At 53.7% G+C, this 16,085-nt stretch carries 17 protein-coding genes; 11 read left to right on the forward strand and 6 right to left on the reverse strand.

Going from position 1 to position 16,085, the window contains the following annotated elements; all coding sequences use genetic code 11:
• Positions 1-66 precede the first annotated feature (66 nt).
• On the reverse strand, positions 67-1,392 hold the full coding sequence (gene rimO, locus AC6I8T_RS06645) for a 30S ribosomal protein S12 methylthiotransferase RimO (protein WP_021182553.1): 1,326 nt from the start codon (positions 1,390-1,392) through the stop codon (positions 67-69).
• A gap of 239 nt (positions 1,393-1,631) precedes the next feature.
• Between rimO and AC6I8T_RS06650 the strand changes: the two genes are divergently transcribed.
• The 3 genes from AC6I8T_RS06650 to AC6I8T_RS06660 all read left to right on the forward strand — a co-directional run bounded on the left by AC6I8T_RS06650 (position 1,632) and on the right by AC6I8T_RS06660 (position 4,292).
• A complete protein-coding gene (locus AC6I8T_RS06650; protein ID WP_208725106.1) occupies positions 1,632-2,267 on the forward strand; it encodes a carbonic anhydrase in 636 nt (211 codons plus the stop codon).
• 127 nt (positions 2,268-2,394) lie between these two features.
• Positions 2,395-3,051: a DUF3313 domain-containing protein gene (locus tag AC6I8T_RS06655; RefSeq protein ID WP_208725107.1), complete on the forward strand. Its 657-nt coding sequence runs from the start codon at positions 2,395-2,397 to the stop codon at positions 3,049-3,051.
• A gap of 104 nt (positions 3,052-3,155) precedes the next feature.
• A complete protein-coding gene (locus AC6I8T_RS06660; protein ID WP_208725108.1) occupies positions 3,156-4,292 on the forward strand; it encodes a PQQ-dependent sugar dehydrogenase in 1,137 nt (378 codons plus the stop codon).
• On the opposite strand, the gene AC6I8T_RS06665 is transcribed toward AC6I8T_RS06660, so the two are convergent.
• A complete protein-coding gene (locus AC6I8T_RS06665; protein WP_208725504.1) occupies positions 4,293-4,949 on the reverse strand; it encodes an HAD family hydrolase in 657 nt (218 codons plus the stop codon).
• A 278-nt stretch (positions 4,950-5,227) separates the two neighbouring features.
• Here AC6I8T_RS06665 and AC6I8T_RS06670 point away from each other — a divergent pair, with 278 nt between their 5' ends.
• Positions 5,228-6,433, forward strand: coding sequence for a serine hydrolase (locus tag AC6I8T_RS06670; protein WP_021182559.1), 1,206 nt, complete (start codon positions 5,228-5,230; stop codon positions 6,431-6,433).
• Positions 6,434-6,479: 46 nt separating this feature from the next.
• Here AC6I8T_RS06670 and ybjG read toward each other — a convergent pair whose 3' ends face one another.
• The 3 genes from ybjG to AC6I8T_RS06685 form a co-directional block, all read right to left on the reverse strand.
• The gene (ybjG, locus tag AC6I8T_RS06675) at positions 6,480-7,085 is read right to left on the reverse strand and encodes an undecaprenyl-diphosphate phosphatase (RefSeq protein WP_497833619.1); all 606 of its coding nucleotides are present in this window, start codon (positions 7,083-7,085) and stop codon (positions 6,480-6,482) included.
• Entirely contained in the window at positions 7,085-7,828 is a 744-nt protein-coding gene (locus AC6I8T_RS06680; RefSeq protein ID WP_244634024.1) for a phosphatase PAP2 family protein, read from the reverse strand. The genes ybjG and AC6I8T_RS06680 overlap by 1 nt, the downstream gene beginning before the upstream one ends.
• A gap of 200 nt (positions 7,829-8,028) precedes the next feature.
• The gene (locus AC6I8T_RS06685; protein WP_036624566.1) at positions 8,029-9,717 is read right to left on the reverse strand and encodes an aspartate:alanine antiporter; all 1,689 of its coding nucleotides are present in this window, start codon (positions 9,715-9,717) and stop codon (positions 8,029-8,031) included.
• Positions 9,718-9,971: 254 nt separating this feature from the next.
• On the opposite strand from AC6I8T_RS06685, the gene ybjM reads away from it, so the two are divergent.
• Positions 9,972-10,337, forward strand: a complete 366-nt coding sequence (ybjM, locus tag AC6I8T_RS06690; protein WP_021182563.1) for an inner membrane protein YbjM — start codon at positions 9,972-9,974, stop codon at positions 10,335-10,337.
• Positions 10,338-10,415: 78 nt separating this feature from the next.
• On the opposite strand, the gene AC6I8T_RS06695 is transcribed toward ybjM, so the two are convergent.
• Positions 10,416-10,679 (reverse strand): GrxA family glutaredoxin, encoded by a 264-nt coding sequence (locus AC6I8T_RS06695; RefSeq protein ID WP_013508468.1) that lies wholly within the window; start codon positions 10,677-10,679, stop codon positions 10,416-10,418.
• Between the two features lie 194 nt (positions 10,680-10,873).
• Here AC6I8T_RS06695 and AC6I8T_RS06700 point away from each other — a divergent pair, with 194 nt between their 5' ends.
• The 6 genes from AC6I8T_RS06700 (at position 10,874) to potG (ending at position 16,077) form a co-directional block, all read left to right on the forward strand.
• Positions 10,874-11,125 carry a DUF1418 family protein gene (locus AC6I8T_RS06700; protein ID WP_021182566.1) on the forward strand — a complete coding sequence of 84 codons (252 nt, stop codon included), beginning with the start codon at positions 10,874-10,876 and terminating at the stop codon, positions 11,123-11,125.
• A 12-nt stretch (positions 11,126-11,137) separates the two neighbouring features.
• Entirely contained in the window at positions 11,138-11,860 is a 723-nt protein-coding gene (nfsA, locus tag AC6I8T_RS06705) for an oxygen-insensitive NADPH nitroreductase (RefSeq protein WP_021182567.1), read from the forward strand.
• Positions 11,861-11,877: 17 nt separating this feature from the next.
• Entirely contained in the window at positions 11,878-12,780 is a 903-nt protein-coding gene (gene rimK, locus AC6I8T_RS06710; RefSeq protein ID WP_021182568.1) for a 30S ribosomal protein S6--L-glutamate ligase, read from the forward strand.
• Between the two features lie 87 nt (positions 12,781-12,867).
• Positions 12,868-13,347, forward strand: a complete 480-nt coding sequence (locus AC6I8T_RS06715; protein ID WP_013508474.1) for a YbjN domain-containing protein — start codon at positions 12,868-12,870, stop codon at positions 13,345-13,347.
• A gap of 371 nt (positions 13,348-13,718) precedes the next feature.
• Positions 13,719-14,828, forward strand: coding sequence for a spermidine/putrescine ABC transporter substrate-binding protein PotF (gene potF, locus AC6I8T_RS06720; protein WP_021182569.1), 1,110 nt, complete (start codon positions 13,719-13,721; stop codon positions 14,826-14,828).
• A 115-nt stretch (positions 14,829-14,943) separates the two neighbouring features.
• Positions 14,944-16,077 (forward strand): putrescine ABC transporter ATP-binding subunit PotG, encoded by a 1,134-nt coding sequence (gene potG, locus AC6I8T_RS06725; RefSeq protein WP_021182570.1) that lies wholly within the window; start codon positions 14,944-14,946, stop codon positions 16,075-16,077.
• Positions 16,078-16,085 lie beyond the last annotated feature (8 nt).

Here is a 16,085-nt window from a genome sequence, read left to right on the forward strand (position 1 = left end):
ACTGTCGGGGAAAAATAATTTCGGCGGAAAATGATATCCCCCATGACGGGCATGGGGGAGGAGGGATTAAACGCGTGAACCCCAAAGATCGTATTCGTCGGCGTGTTCCACTTTGACGCGCACCACGTCACCGACTTTCACCTGACGATCGCCGTTCAGGTAGACCGCACCATCGATTTCTGGCGCATCGGCCATGCTGCGACCGACCGCTCCTTCTTCATCGACTTCATCGATGATCACCAGAATTTCGCGGCCAATTTTCTCTTGCAGACGTTCAGCCGAGATCTGCTGTTGCAGCTGCATAAAGCGTTCGAAACGTTCCTGCTTCACCTCTTCCGGTACCTGATCCGGCAGCTGGTTGGCGGTCGCGCCTTCAACCGGGCTGTACTGGAAGCAGCCGACACGATCCAGACGCGCTTCTTTCAGGAAGTCGAGCAGCATCTGGAAATCTTCCTCGGTTTCTCCCGGGAAGCCGACGATAAAGGTGGAACGCAGCGTCAGTTCCGGGCAAATTTCACGCCAGCGCTTAATACGCTCCAGCGTACGTTCAACCGCACCCGGGCGCTTCATCAGCTTCAGAATACGCGGGCTGGCGTGTTGCAGCGGAATGTCGAGGTACGGCAGGATCTTACCTTCAGCCATCAGCGGAATGACATCATCCACATGTGGGTAAGGGTAGACGTAGTGCAGGCGCACCCAGACGCCAAGTTTTGCCAGTTGTTCACACAGGCTGACCATGCTGGTCTTCACCGGGGAACCGTTCCAGAATCCGGTACGATGCTTAACATCGACGCCGTAGGCGGAGGTGTCCTGAGAAATGACCAGCAGCTCTTTCACACCGGCTTCCACCAGACGTTTGGCTTCGTCCAGTACCTCGCCAATCGGGCGGCTATCAAGATCGCCACGCATTGACGGGATGATGCAGAAGGTACAGCGATGGTTGCAGCCTTCCGAAATCTTCAGGTAGGCATAGTGGCGCGGCGTCAGCTTCACGCCCTGCTGCGGCACCAGGCTGAGGAACGGGTTGTGCTCTGGCTTCGGCACATAGTGATGAACGTGTGACAGCACCTGCTCGTAGCTGTGGGGACCGGTGATTTCCAACACCTTCGGGTGCACTTCGCGGATTTGATCCACTTTGGCACCAAGGCAGCCGGTGACGATCACTTTCCCGTTCTCGTTCAACGCTTCACCAATCGCTTCCAGGGATTCCTGCACGGCGCTGTCGATAAATCCACAGGTGTTAACAATGACGATCTCCGCGTCATCATAGCGTGGTACCACGTCATAACCTTCGGTACGCAGTTCCGTCAGGATACGTTCCGAGTCAACGAGGTTTTTTGGGCAGCCGAGTGAGACAAAGCCCACGCGTGGAGGATTGGTGACATGGCTCATAAGAATAAAAATTCATCATAATTAGTGTGGATAGGGGGGCGATTGTACAGGTGTCCGCGGGGAAATTGTATAGTCTGTTTTAAAGCCGCAACTTGCTCAGGGTTGTCTTCACCGGGTGATTTTGCTTAAATGCCCGGTTGGTGCCTGTAAGCTATTATCGATACAAGAAAAAATTATGCAGCGCTGACGGTGAAATTGCTCACTGCCAGGGCAGAAGTGGATAATGTGAGAGCAGAGAAATGAAAGAGATCATCAAAGGTTTTCTGAGTTTTCAACAGAATGTGTTTCCTGAAAGGAAGGATCTTTTCAAAAGCCTGGCGTCCAACCAAAATCCTAAAGCCCTGTTCATCTCCTGCTCAGACAGCCGTCTGGTGCCGGAACTGGTTACACAGCAGGAGCCGGGTCAACTGTTCGTTATCCGTAATGCGGGCAATATTGTGCCGTCATTCGGACCTGAGCCAGGCGGTGTATCCGCCACCATCGAATATGCCGTGGTGGCGCTGGGCGTGAGCGAAATCATCATTTGCGGCCACTCCAACTGTGGCGCGATGAAAGCCATTGCCGAGTGCTCCTGCATGGATACCATGCCTGCGGTGGAACACTGGCTGCGTTATGCAGATGCTGCGCGCGCCGTCGTAGAGAACAAAAAGTACGACACGCCGGAAATCAAGCTTACTGAGATGGTGAAAGAGAACGTTATCGCCCAGCTCCACAATATCAAAACACATCCTTCTGTCGCGGTAGCGCTGCGTAAAGGTTCGCTGCGTCTGCACGGGTGGGTTTATGATATTGAGAGCGGCAAAATCATGGCGCTGACTAAAGGCGGCGATGAGTTTGTTTCCCTGTCCGATAACCCGGAAACCTGCTTCGAATAAGCCCCAGACCGCCTGTGTTGCGTCAGTAACCCAGGCGGTTGCTATTCACATTTCTTCAATTTTTCTTACTGCTCGTTACTGCTCAAACTAAGCTTGAAAAGCCATTTCTACTCATAAGGGCTTTCGTATGCGATCACATCTCGTTGTTCCCCTGGTGACGCTGGCTTTCCTCACAGCAGGGTGCACCTCCCATGTTGCTGATACCAAACAATATTCAGGCTTTCTCGGTGATTACAGCCAGTTAAAAATGGCGGAATCGGCGAGTGGCAAACCGACGATGCGCTGGATATCGCCCGATTATCATGCGGCGAAGTATCCCAACGTCATTTATACCCCAATAGTTTATTACCCGGCGGCGCATCCGACGCAGCGTATCAGCCAGCAGACGCTGGACGCGATACGACAATATGCCGACCAAAAACTGAAAGACGGCATCACGGTGCATAAAAATCTCGTGACCCAGAAGGGACCCAATACGATGGTGGTGAGAGCGGCAATCACCGCCGTGGGTAGCGAAAATGAGGGGGTGCAATTCTATGAAGTGGTACCCGTTGCAGCGGTCATCGCCGGAACCATGGCCGCGACCGGTCATCGTACCCAGAACAGTACGCTGTACCTCGAAGTTGAAGCCAGCGATGCGCAAACCGGCAAACCGTTGATTAAAGTGGTGCGTAAGGCCTTCGGTAAGACGCTCCCTAACAATAGCTCGCCCATCACTCTGAATGATCTGCGTCCAGGCATTGATGAAATGGTCCGTGATGCAGTTTCTTTCAGCGCGCCCTGAAATGTCCATGCCCGGGCCACCGGGCTTAATGTTTTGTAAATCCTGCACATCCTTTTTTACCGGCTGACTACCCTTAACGTCAGACGGTTAAAAAGGAGACACCCATGCGATTGATGCGTGCAGCGTTGCTGTTTGGCAGCGTGTTGAGTGGTTCCCTGCCAGCGCTGGCAGCGGATGTTCAGGTTCAGGTTTTACAGGACCATCTGGATCACCCCTGGTCGGTGGCATTTCTGCCCGACAATCACACCTTGCTTATCACTGAACGTTCGGGTCAGTTACGCAGTTGGCAGCCTGACAAAGGCTTATCCGCGCCAATTAGCGGCGTGCCAAAAGTGTGGGTGCAACGGCAGGGTGGGTTGCTGGATGTGGTGCTGGCACCGGATTTCGCACAAAGCCGTCGTGTATGGCTCAGCTATACCACGGCTGACGCGGCGGGGCGTGCGGGTGGCGTAGTCGGCTATGGTCGCCTGAGTGATGACAATCGTCAGTTGAACGACTTCCGGGTGGTGCTGGAGCAAACGCCAAAACTCTCCAGCGGGGCCAATTTGGGCACACGGCTGGCGTTCGACCAGGCAGGATTTTTATGGATTGCCTTCGGTGACAATTTTGCCAGCAGCAGCGCACAGGATCTGGACAAGCTCTCCGGCAAGATCGTGCGCCTGACGGCTGACGGTAAGATCCCGGCAGACAACCCCTTTGTGCATCATCAGGGGGCGCGTGGTGAAATCTGGTCATATGGCATGCGTAATCCACAGGGGCTGGCGTTGAATCCGTGGACGCAGCAGATGTGGGAAAGTGAGCACGGACCTCGCGGAGGCGATGAAGTCAATATCCCGGAAAAAGGCAAAAATTATGGCTGGCCGTTGGCGACCTGGGGCATTGATTACAGCGGGCAGAAAGTGCCGGAATCCAGGGGCGGCGAAGTTGCGGGCACGGAGCAGCCGGTATTTTACTGGAAGGTTTCCCCGGCCATCAGCGGGATGGCGTTTTATAACAGCGCGCGTTTCCCGCAGTGGAAAAACTCGTTGTTTATCGGCGCGCTGAAGGAAAAAAGTCTGATTCGCCTGATGGTCAATGGCGAGAAGGTGGTAGAGGAGCAGCGCCTGTTGACGGAACGGGGAGAACGTATTCGCGATGTTCGTCAGGGGCCGGACGGTTTCCTGTATGTGCTGACCGACGAGCGTAACGGTAAATTATTGAAAGTGGGGCTGGCCGCGAACGCCAGTGCCCCACGCGGGTAGTTAGCGTACCCAGTTACACACTTCCCAGCCACGCTGCTGCGCTTCCTGATGCAGCAGCTGATCCGGGTTAATGACCCAGGCATGATCGGCGTGGGCCAACAACGGCAGGTCGTTCATCGAGTCACTGTAGGCCCAGGTGCGCTCAAAACGTCTCTCCTGTTGCAACGCTTTCCAGTCGCTCAATCGCGCCACTTTGCCCTCTTTGTAGGTCATGGTGCCGTAGGTCAGGCCGCTGTAGCGGTCATCGACAATCTCCACACCAATGGCCAGCGCACCATGCACGCCAAGGCGCTCGGCAATCGGTACAGCCAGGTGTTCACCGCTGGCGGTGATAATCATTACGGTGTCGCCACGTTGTTGATGCCAGTTGATGCGTTCGCGTGCGGCGGGAAAGACACGCGGCAGGATATCGCGGTGGATAAAACGCCGCACCCAGCCAGATACCGTCATGGTTGCCATTCCGGCCAGCGGGGCGAGGGTGGTGTTCATATATTCTTCAATTGAGAGCGTTCCTGCGTGATATTGGGTCATTAGCGACTGTTCGGCGCTAATCAGTTCGGCGGGGGCAAAACCCTGTGAAACCAACCAGCGTAGCCACAGGCTGGTGCTGTCTTCACAAATCAGGGTTTCGTCGAGATCGAACACGGCTAAGTCCATCATGATTCTCCTCAGGCTGACTGAAATCAGGTTAGCGGAAATTTGTGACTGGCTTAACTGATCTGCGAAAAATCGGAATTTCTCGCAATTTTTCACAGATGGCGACAGAACAAAGGTGGCAGCGCAACGGTGATGGTGCCAGGGTTACTGTAATAATTTCTATAAAACTTTACCGACAGACGGTTTTTTTCCGCAGCGCAAACCGGTAGTTTTTTAGGCAACGTGCGTCTTGCAGGAATGAGCCACGATTTAACAAGGACAATTATCTGGTCATACACATGAAAAAATTACTTAATGCTTCTACCTGGCGGCCTTTTGCTGCCTCCTCCCTTCTGTTCGTGCTTCTTCCGGTTTCCGCCCTGGCTGAAGAGGCCCCTGCCGCGCCACAAATTGAAGCCAAAGCCTGGATTTTGATGGATTACAACAGCGGTAAGGTGCTTACCGAGTCTAACGCCGATCAGCGTCTGGACCCCGCCAGCCTGACCAAAATGATGACCAGTTATGTGGTCGGTCAGGCGCTGAAGTCAGGCAAAATTCATGAAGACGACATGGTGACAATCGGTCAGGATGCCTGGGCTACGGGTAACCCGAAGCTGAAAGGATCGTCGCTGATGTTCCTTAAACCCGGTGACCGCATCCCGGTTTCTGAGCTGAACAAGGGGATTGTCATCCAGTCTGGTAACGATGCCTGTATCGCGATGGCCGACTACGTCGCGGGGAGCCAGGATTCGTTTATTGGCCTGATGAACAACTACGCGAAATCCTTCGGCCTGCAAAACACCCATTTTATGACGGTGCACGGCCTCGATGCGGATGGGCAGTACAGCACTGCGCGCGATATGGCGATTATCGGTCAGCGGTTGATCCGTGATGTACCGGAAGAGTATGCGCTGAATAAAGAGAAAGAGTTTACCTTTAACAACATTAAGCAGATGAACCGTAACCGTCTGCTGTGGAGCAGCAACCTCAAGGTTGACGGTATCAAAACCGGCCATACTTCGGGCGCGGGCAACAATCTGGTTTCATCGGCGACTGACGGTGACATGCGCCTGATTTCCGTGGTGCTGGGTGCTGAAACCGATGCCGTTCGCTTCCGTGAGAGCGAAAAACTTCTCACCTGGGGTTTCCGTTTTTATGACACCGTGACCCCGATTAAAGCGGATAAACCTTTTGCTCAACAGCGTGTCTGGTTTGGTGATCGCCAAGAGGTCAACCTGGGTGTGGAGAAAGATGCCTCTATCACCGTGCCAAAAGGGCAGATGAATAACCTCAAAGCCAGTTACACCCTGACGTCACCGCAGCTGGAAGCGCCGCTGAAGAAAAATCAGGTGGTGGGTACCATCGATTTTCAGCTGGATGGCAAAACGGTTGATCAACGTCCGTTGGTGGTGATGGAAGATGTGCAGGAAGGGGGCTTTATCGGCCGTATCTGGGATTTCATTGTGATGAAATTCGATAGCCTGTTTGGTAAGTGGTTTAACTAACCGTCATCCGTAATGGCGCGACAAATCGCGCCGTTACGGAATCCTTTTACCCGCGAACCCATCCCTTACGAATCGGCAGTGCGAACAGCGCGCGGTAGATCTGATGTGTCAGCGCTAACATGCGTGAACCGTAGAGTTGCCATGCGAGATTTGAGGCCAGGCAGCCGAGCATCCCCACCAGAAATCCTCCCAGCATATCCAACGGCCAGTGCACGCCAAGATAAACGCGTGACCACGCGATGGCGATGCCGGTGAGCAACAAAATCACACCCGACCATAAACGGTGCCAGCAAATGAACGCCAGCGAGAAAGTGAAAATGGTGGTGCCATGATCGCTGGGGTAGGAGTCATCGGCGGCATGCGACAGGAACTGATGGCCCAGTCCGATCACAAACGGGCGGGGATGCGGCAACAACTGACTGATGCACCAGGAGATACTCAGGGCATAAATCAGCGCCATACCGGTTTTTAATACCAGGGTGCGCTGTGAGGCCACCTGTTCACGCGGTCCCCATAGCCACAGCATCACGATCAGCAGCGGGACAATGGCGATCAAGTCGCGTGCGATAAAAGTGGCCAGGCTCAGTAACCATTCCGGTGAATTCGGCGTGGCGTTAATCCATAAAAACAGCGTGCGGTTGATCTCTTCCATTACGCTCTTCTGTTCCTCGTCTTGTTTACCCAAAAAGAAACGCCAGCAAAAATCAGCATCTGGGTCAGCCATACCCACCATCCCGCCCACAGATTGTGGGAGAAGAAGTGCGCGCCACGCATTACCTGGCCGTATCCCATCAATAATCCGAGGGCAATACCGGCCAGCAACGCCAGCAGGGCACGGCGTGGCTTCTCTGGCCACCACAGGAAAAATAACCCCATTACCGCAAACCCGCTCGACGCATGACCACCCGGGAAGCATTGACCGGGACCGCTGTTCTCAGGCACTGCGCTCAGCAGGGTAAAGTTCGCGGCTTTACCACCGAACATCGCCAGATCCCAGGGACAGGAGTGCGCGCTGTGTGCCTTCAGAATGCCGATCACCAAGGGTCCCAAGCCCAGCAGCAACGCGACCAGAACCCGCCTGCCATCACGTATCTGAATGCCACGCAACAGCATCACGACACCGCCAATGATGATTGCATCCTTCAGCAAGCGATGGTTGATCAGATCCAGCCAGCGGTTGTGTTGCCACGGGAAACGCTGGGTTAGCGGATCAAACCAAAACTGACTGATGGCGATATCAAGGCTTTCATGGCGTGACCACAGCAGGAAAACCGATGCTAAAAATGCCAGCAAAATAAAGTTGATAGCGTAAAAGCGACGTGACAGCGGGTAAATAGCCGGGTTCTGAATCCTGATACGGGTTGTTGAATTGTTTAGTTTTGATGACAGCGACATGAATGTTTGCGGATAGTGAAACCAGGTGCACAGGGTCGCAATTCGCGCTTAAGAGAACCTTAAGCCACTTACGACGGGCATAAAAAAACCCGTCAGTCAGTGACTGGCGGGCTCCTCAACTTGGGGATTTCAAAGAAAAGCAGTGGCATTAATTCAGACTGCACCCCGGAAAAAAAGTTCTGGACTCAGTCGAAAAATTTTTATAAGGGCAAAATTGGCCAAATAATGACGATTAGCGTACCGGCCAGCGTCAGCAGCACGTTGGCAATCGCATAGGTTCCGGCATAGCCCAGCGCCGGAATATTGCTGCGTGCGGTGTCGCTGATAATCTCCATTGCCGGGGCGCAGGTGCGTGCCCCCATAATCGCCCCGAACAGCAGTGCGCGGTTCATTCGCAGTACATAAGCACCAAACAGGTAACAAATCACCACCGGCACCAGACTGACCAGCAGGCCACTCAGTAACATCAGCGCACCTTCACTGCCCAGCCCGTGTTGCAGGCCGCTGCCTGCGCTAAGGCCAACGCCCGCCATAAACACCATCAGGCCAAACTCTTTTACCATCGTCAACGCGCCCTGAGGGATGTAACCAAAGGTCGGATGGTTGGCACGCAGAAAGCCCAACATGATTCCGGAAAACAGGAGCCCGGCCGCGTTACCGATACCAAAACTGAAATTGCTGAACTGGAAAGTGATCATGCCGATCATCAAACCAATAATAAAGAAGGCGCAAAATGCCAGCAGATCGGTCATCTGACTATGGATGGCGATAAAGCCGATGCGATCGGCAAGACTTTTCACGCGCTTAGCCTCACCGCTGACCTGCAACACATCACCTTTGTTCAGCATGATGCTGTCATCGATCGGCATTTCAATCTGGCTGCGGATAACGCGGTTGAGGAAACAGCCATGATCGGTCAGCTTCAGATGATTGAGACGTTTATTCACCGCATTATGGTTCTTCACCACAATCTCTTCGGTCACGATGCGCATATCCAGCAGGTCACGGTCGAACACTTCTTTGCCGTTACGGAAGCTGGGATCGAGACGGGCATGGGCATCGGGATAACCCACCAGCGAAATCTCATCGCCAAGTTGCAACTGAGCATCCCCATCCGGGCTGGCAAGGATACCGTTGCGGCGCAGACGCTCGATATAACAGCCGGTCTGACGATGAATGCCCAGTTCACGCAGATTTTTGCCGCCACTCCATGCCACCAACTCTGGCCCAACGCGGTAGGCGCGGATCACCGGAAGGAAAACTTTACGCTGACTGTCAGCATCCAGACCGCGCTCACGGGCAATTTGCTGGGCGCAGGTCGGCAGGTCCTGATGTTGCAGACGTGGCAGGTAGCGTGCGCCGAAGATCAGGCTGACCAGACCGACCAGGTAGGTAATGGCATAGCCGAGGCTGAGATGATCCTGCATCAGGTTCAGTTGCTGATTGTCACTGATACTATGCCGGAGCGTGTCCCCGGCACCCACCAGCACCGGTGTGGAGGTCATGGCGCCTGCCAGCATGCCAGCGGTCAGGCCAATATCCCAGCCGAACACTTTACCCAACAGCAGCGCCAGCAGCAGGGCGCTGCCCACCATCACGATGGCGAGAATAAAATAGTTTTTACCGTCACGGAAAAAGATCGAAAAAAAGTTGGGTCCCGCTTCGACGCCGACACAAAAAATAAACAGCATAAATCCGAGGCTCAATGCAGCGGTATTTATGGCGAAATGTTGTTCACCTAAAATAAGCGATACTACTAATACGCCAATAGAATTTCCGAGCTGGACAGAGCCAAGGCGTAATTTACCCAGACAGAGGCCGAGGGCTAAAACCACAAATAATAACAGGACGTCATTTCCGCTTAACAAATCTGCGACGTTAATATTCACGCTTTAACTTCTTATTTACCTGTAACATGTTGATGAAAAGGTCGTTTTTCGCTATCTTGTGGCGACCGCAGGTGCCCGTTTTGCCGGGAGGGCAGGGACCGAATTTTGAAGCGGCGTCATTCTAATCATAATTAACACCCTCAGCTATCGGCAGTTTTCATTCCTTCCGCATTCAGCTGTTTCTTTTTATTTCCACTCGTGTGCCAGGGCAGTTAAAAGTTTCAATATTGTTAACACTGAAGTTGAGGTTGGTTATGTTGCAGCGTAATAATCGCTGGCCTGCATCGGTGCTGGGCGTAACGCTATATACGCTGGTGTTTATTTTTGCCCATCATTTTTGGGTCTCACCGGGTGAAAGGTCGATAGGTGGTCAGCCAGAGTTGCTGCTGTTTCTGCTGCCGGGCATTGTGGTGGCGCTGATGCAGCCGGAAAGTCCGTTAAAAAGTACGCTGTGGGTGGCACTGGCGGGGACGGTGCTGGGTACGCTGTGGGTGTTGCTGGTGCTGAATCTGAGCCATAGCGGCTGGATGGTCATCTGGGGATTGAGTGCGCTGTTTTGGGCGGGCTGTGGCGCGCTATTGGTACGTTTGCTGCGCATCATGCTGGCGATGCGTTCATGAGGCAGGTGTAGCGGCGCGATTTATCGCGCGGTTTTCTGCTGGCAAAACCCGCGCGATAAATCGCACCGCTACGATCTGTTATACCGCGAAATCCAGATTCTCTTTCGTCCATGCGGCGAAATCGGTATAGCCACCGATATGCTGCTGGTCGAGGAAAATCTGCGGCACCGTAGTGACCGGTTTACCCGCACGGGCTTCCAGATCGGCTTTGGTGATGCCTTCCACCTGAATGTCGACGTACTGATAATTAAAATCGTCACGTTCGGTGGTCAGTTTGGCGGCCAGTTCCTGGGCGCGTACGCAGTAAGGACAGCCGGGACGACCAAAAATCACTGCAAACATTGCTTCTCTCCTTCCGCTGCTGTTTTGTGATGAAAGTCACATCACAGCGTGAATAATGGCAGACATGATGCCCGTCCATCCCGCTTAAAGAAAGAAGAAAATGCCTGTTACTCTGATGCCCGCCATCTATGCAATTGCGTAAGGGTCCGCTATAACAGACGGCTTAACGGATTGAACTGTGGGAGAGTCATCTCATGAGCAACCTGGCCCGATTACCAAAGCCGGTGCTGTTACTGGAAGCCATCGGCGTGATCGCCGTGATTGGCGCACTGGCGTTAATTAATGACTGGATCGCGGCGCCTGCCGCTATCAGTGAAAAGACGCTGGCGACGGTGTTGTTCATTGTCGGCATCGTGCTGATGCTGCCTGCCGCCTGGTTGATGATGTGGCGTACCGCCAAAGCGATGGCCCCCCAGTTGTTCAATCAACATGACAAAAAGAAGTAACCGGAGAGGATTATGACGCCGACCATTGATTTACTGTGCAGCCACCGTTCCATTCGTGCTTTTACCGATCAGGATATTGATCAGGCGCAGCGCGACGCCATTATTGCAGCGGCACAAGCGGCTTCAACCTCCAGTTTTTTGCAGTGTTCCTCGATTATTCGTATCACCGATCGGCAGAAGCGTGAGCAACTGGTGACACTGACTGGCGGGCAGCCGTGGGTGAGTGCCGCTGCGGAGTTTTGGGTGTTCTGCGCCGATTTTAATCGTCATCTGCAAATTTGCCCCGAAGCGCAACTGGGGCGCGCCGAGCAGTTATTGCTGGGTTGCGTGGATACCGCGCTGATGGCGCAGAATGCGATGATAGCAGCGGAATCGCTCGGTCTGGGTGGTGTATTTATCGGCGGTATCCGCAACAACATCGCGGATGTCACCACGCTGCTCGGCCTGCCCAAGTTTGTGCTGCCATTATTTGGTTTCTGCATCGGCCATCCTGCCGCGGTGCCGGATATCAAACCCCGTATCCCGCAGGCGATGCTGGTGCATGAAAACACCTATCAACCTTTCGATGCGGCGGTGCTGGCGGAATACGACAGCCGTACCAGCATCTATTATCAACAGCGTGACAGCAATCAACGCGCGGAAACCTGGAGCGAGCTGATTCAACGCCTGATCATAAAAGAAACGCGTCCGTTTATGCTGGATTACCTGCACCAGCAGGGCTGGGCAACCCGTTAAGCACAAGGAATTCTGCGATGAAAATGGCCATTCTCTCCCGTGATGGACAGCTCTATTCGTGTAAGCGTCTGCGTGAAGCAGCGGAAGCGCGTGGTCATCAGGTGCAAATTATCGATCCGCTTTCCTGTTATATGAATATCAACCCGGCGTCGCCTGCGGTGCATTATCGCGGTGAACCGCTCGGGCATTTTGATGCGGTGATCCCGCGCATCGGATCCGCCATTACCTTTTACGGCACGGCGGTGCTGCGCCAGTTTGAGTTGTGCGGCAGCTATCCATTGAATGAGTCGGTGGCGATTACCCGGGCGCGTGACAAACTGCGCTCGCTGCAACTGCTGGCGCGCGAAGGGATCGATATGCCGGTCACTGGCTTTGCTTCGTCACCGGATGATACCGATGATCTGATCACCATGGTGGGCGGCGCGCCTTTGGTGGTGAAGCTGGTGGAAGGGACGCAGGGCATTGGCGTGGTGCTGGCGGAAACCCGTCAGGCGGCGGAGAGCGTGATCGATGCGTTTCGTGGTCTTAACGCGCATATTCTGGTGCAGGAGTTCATCAAAGAAGCGCAGGGGCGGGATATTCGCTGCCTGGTGATTGGCGATGAGGTGGTCGCGGCGATTGAACGCGCCGCCAAAGAGGGCGATTTTCGTTCCAATCTGCATCGCGGCGGCAAGGCTTACCCGGTGCGCATCACCGATCAGGAACGTGAGATTGCGGTCAAAGCGGCCAGTACCCTGGGACTGGAAGTGGCCGGTGTTGACATTTTACGTGCCAACCGAGGGCCACTGGTGATGGAGGTGAATGCGTCTCCTGGTCTTGAGGGCATTGAATGCACCACCGGGATGAACATCGCTGCCATGATGATAGACTGGATTGAACAGCACGCGCTGCCCGGTTTCCGTCTTAAAACTGGTGGCTGAGACGCGCTTTTCAGCGTTTTTCGTGGCATCGATTTCATTTTTTCCGTAAGCTAAGGCGCTTATTTCTTCACCCCACGGGACATGACGATGGATTCACTGGTCGTTCCTGACATCGACGTGCTGCGTCGCTGGCTGGATCAACAAAATATCACCTGGTTCGAATGCGATGCCTGCCAGGCTTTGCATCTGCCGCATATGCAGAATTTTGACGGGGTGTTTGATGCAAAAATCGACCTTGTGGATGGTGTAATCCTGTTCTCAGCGCTGGCTGAAGTCAAACCGACGGCGTTGATTCCGCTAGTGGGCGATCTGTCGCAAATCAATGCCAGCTCCCTGACGGTGAAAGCCTTTATCGACATTCAGGATGATAACTTGCCGAAGCTGATTGTCTGCCAGTCGCTCAGTACCACCGCCGGATTAACCTTTGGTCAGTTCTCGCACTTTATGAAGCAAAGCGAGGAGCAGGTTTCTATGGTGATTATGGAAGCCTTCGCCAATAATTTGCTGATGATGGGCGAGGAAGAGGAGCGACAACCCAGCTCACTCGGCCGTGCGATGCTGCACTGATTTTCCTGTCTGATTAACTGCCGCTTTTTGCGGCAGTTTTCATTTTATCCCCACCACTTTTTATTCTGCATTTTGCCCTAAATCGCCAGATATTTGTCGTGCTTTATGCCGCGCATGCCGAACCCCATAGCAGAAACATGCATAACTTATCGCAAAAAGGCGTTTTTTACGCTGGGATCTGGTACAGGTGAGGCGGGGCGGCTATTCTTGCGGGGCTGCTTGAGACGTGCAACCTCAGCGCAGGTATAGGTTTTTACTATTAAACTCCCGCTGAATATTGATTCATTGTGTGCCTGTAAATAAACAGAAAACGCAACGTCCGGATCGCGTGTATGCAGCGTTGTGATGACCCGCTCAGGAGGAAGGAAAACATGTTCAACCAACGTAAAAAATGGTTGTCAGGTGTGGTTGCTGGTGTACTGATGACAGCGTCAGCTGGTTCACTGGCCGCAGATAAAACGCTGCACGTTTATAACTGGTCTGATTATATTTCGGCGGACACGGTTCCGAATTTCGAAAAAGAGACGGGCATTAAAGTCGTCTATGACGTGTTTGATTCCAACGAAGTACTGGAAGGCAAACTGATGGCCGGTAGCACCGGTTACGACGTGGTCGTGCCGTCGTCGAGCTTCCTCGCGCGCCAGCTGCAATCTGGTGTGTTCCAGGAGCTGGATAAGAGCAAACTGCCGAACTACAAAAATCTCGACCCGGACCTGATGGCGAAAGTGGCTCAGCACGATCCAGGCAACAAATACGCGATTCCTTACCTGTGGGGCACCACCGGTATCGGCTATAACGTCGATAAAGTGAAAGCTATTCTGGGTAAAGACGCGCCGGTTGATAGCTGGGATCTGGTGTTGAAACCGGAAAACCTGGAAAAACTGAAAAGCTGTGGTGTTTCCTTCCTCGATGCGCCGGAAGAGATTTTTGCCACGGTGCTGAACTACCTCGGTAAAGATCCGAACAGCTCTGACCCGAAAGATTACTCCGGTGCAGCGACCGATCTGCTGCTGAAACTGCGTCCGAGCATTCGTTATTTCCACTCGTCGCAGTACATCAACGACCTGGCGAACGGCAACATTTGTGTGGCGATCGGTTGGTCGGGTGACATCCTGCAAGCGAAGGACCGTGCTGCTCAGGCGAAAAATGGCGTGAACCTGGCCTACAGCGTTCCGAAGCAGGGCGCACTGGCGTTCTTCGACATGATGGCGATTCCGAAAGATGCCAAGAATCTCGACGAAGCCTACCAGTGGCTGAACTACATCATGGATCCGAAAGTGATCGCCGACATCTCTAACAAGATGAACTATGCCAACGGCAACAAGGCGTCACTGCCGCTGATCAATGCCGATGTACGTAACAACCCAGGCATCTTCCCGCCAGCCGAGATTATGTCCAAGCTGTTCGTGTTGAAAGTCCAGGATCCGAAACTGGATCGTGTACGTACCCGTGCATGGACTAAAGTTAAAAGTGGTAAGTAATTCGTTCTGAACGGATTCACTTGTATTAGGACGACAACAGAGGCGCGGTGATGGCCTCTGTTGTGCCATTTTTAGCGGCTGATGTTAACAGTCGCTAAGCGTTGGAGATAAGTTAGTGAGCGACGCGATTCCCCGCCCCCATAACAAAACCGCAAAGGCATTAACGCCGCTGCTGGAAATCCGCAACCTGACCAAATCCTTTGACGGCCAGCACGCCGTGGATGATGTCAGCCTGACCATTTACAAAGGTGAGATTTTTGCTCTGCTCGGTCCTTCGGGCTGCGGCAAATCGACCCTGCTGCGTATGCTGGCAGGATTCGAGGTGCCGAGTAGCGGTCAGATTGTGCTGGATGGGCAGGATCTCTCCCATGTGCCGCCGTATCAGCGGCCGATCAACATGATGTTCCAGTCCTATGCGTTGTTCCCGCACATGACGGTGGAGCAAAATATCGCGTTTGGCCTCAAGCAGGACAAACTGCCGAAAGGCGAAATCGCCAGCCGCGTTGAAGAAATGCTGGCGCTGGTGCACATGCAGGAGTACGCCAAACGTAAACCGCATCAACTTTCTGGCGGTCAACGTCAGCGTGTGGCGCTGGCACGTAGTCTGGCTAAGCGTCCGAAGCTGCTGCTGCTGGATGAACCGATGGGGGCGCTGGATAAAAAGCTGCGCGACCGTATGCAACTGGAAGTGGTGGATATTCTGGAGCGCGTCGGCGTGACCTGCGTCATGGTGACCCACGACCAGGAAGAAGCGATGACCATGGCGGGACGTATCGCCATTATGAACCGCGGTAAATTCGCCCAGATCGGTGAACCAGAAGAGATTTACGAACACCCAACCAACCGCTTCAGCGCCGAATTTATCGGCTCGGTAAATGTGTTTGAAGGATTGCTGCGTGAGCGCCGTGAAGATGGTCTGGTGCTGGAAAGCCCGGGTCTGGTGCATCCGCTGAAAGTGGAGACGGATGTCTCCATCGTCGATAACGTTCCGGTGCATGTGGCGCTGCGCCCGGAAAAAGTGATGCTGTGCGACGAAGTGCCTGCCGATGGTTGTAACTTCGCGGTGGGGGAAGTGGTACACATCGCCTATCTTGGCGATTTGTCGATCTACCATGTGCGTTTACAGAGCGGTCAGATGATTAGCGCCCAGTTGCAGAACGCCCATCGTTACCGCAAAGGCGCGCCCACCTGGGGCGATGAAGTGCGCCTGTGCTGGGATGCAGACAGCTGTGTGGTTTTGACGGTTTAAGGAGGCGG

This window comes from Pantoea sp. X-Soil-OKNW-556, from assembly GCF_059730695.1.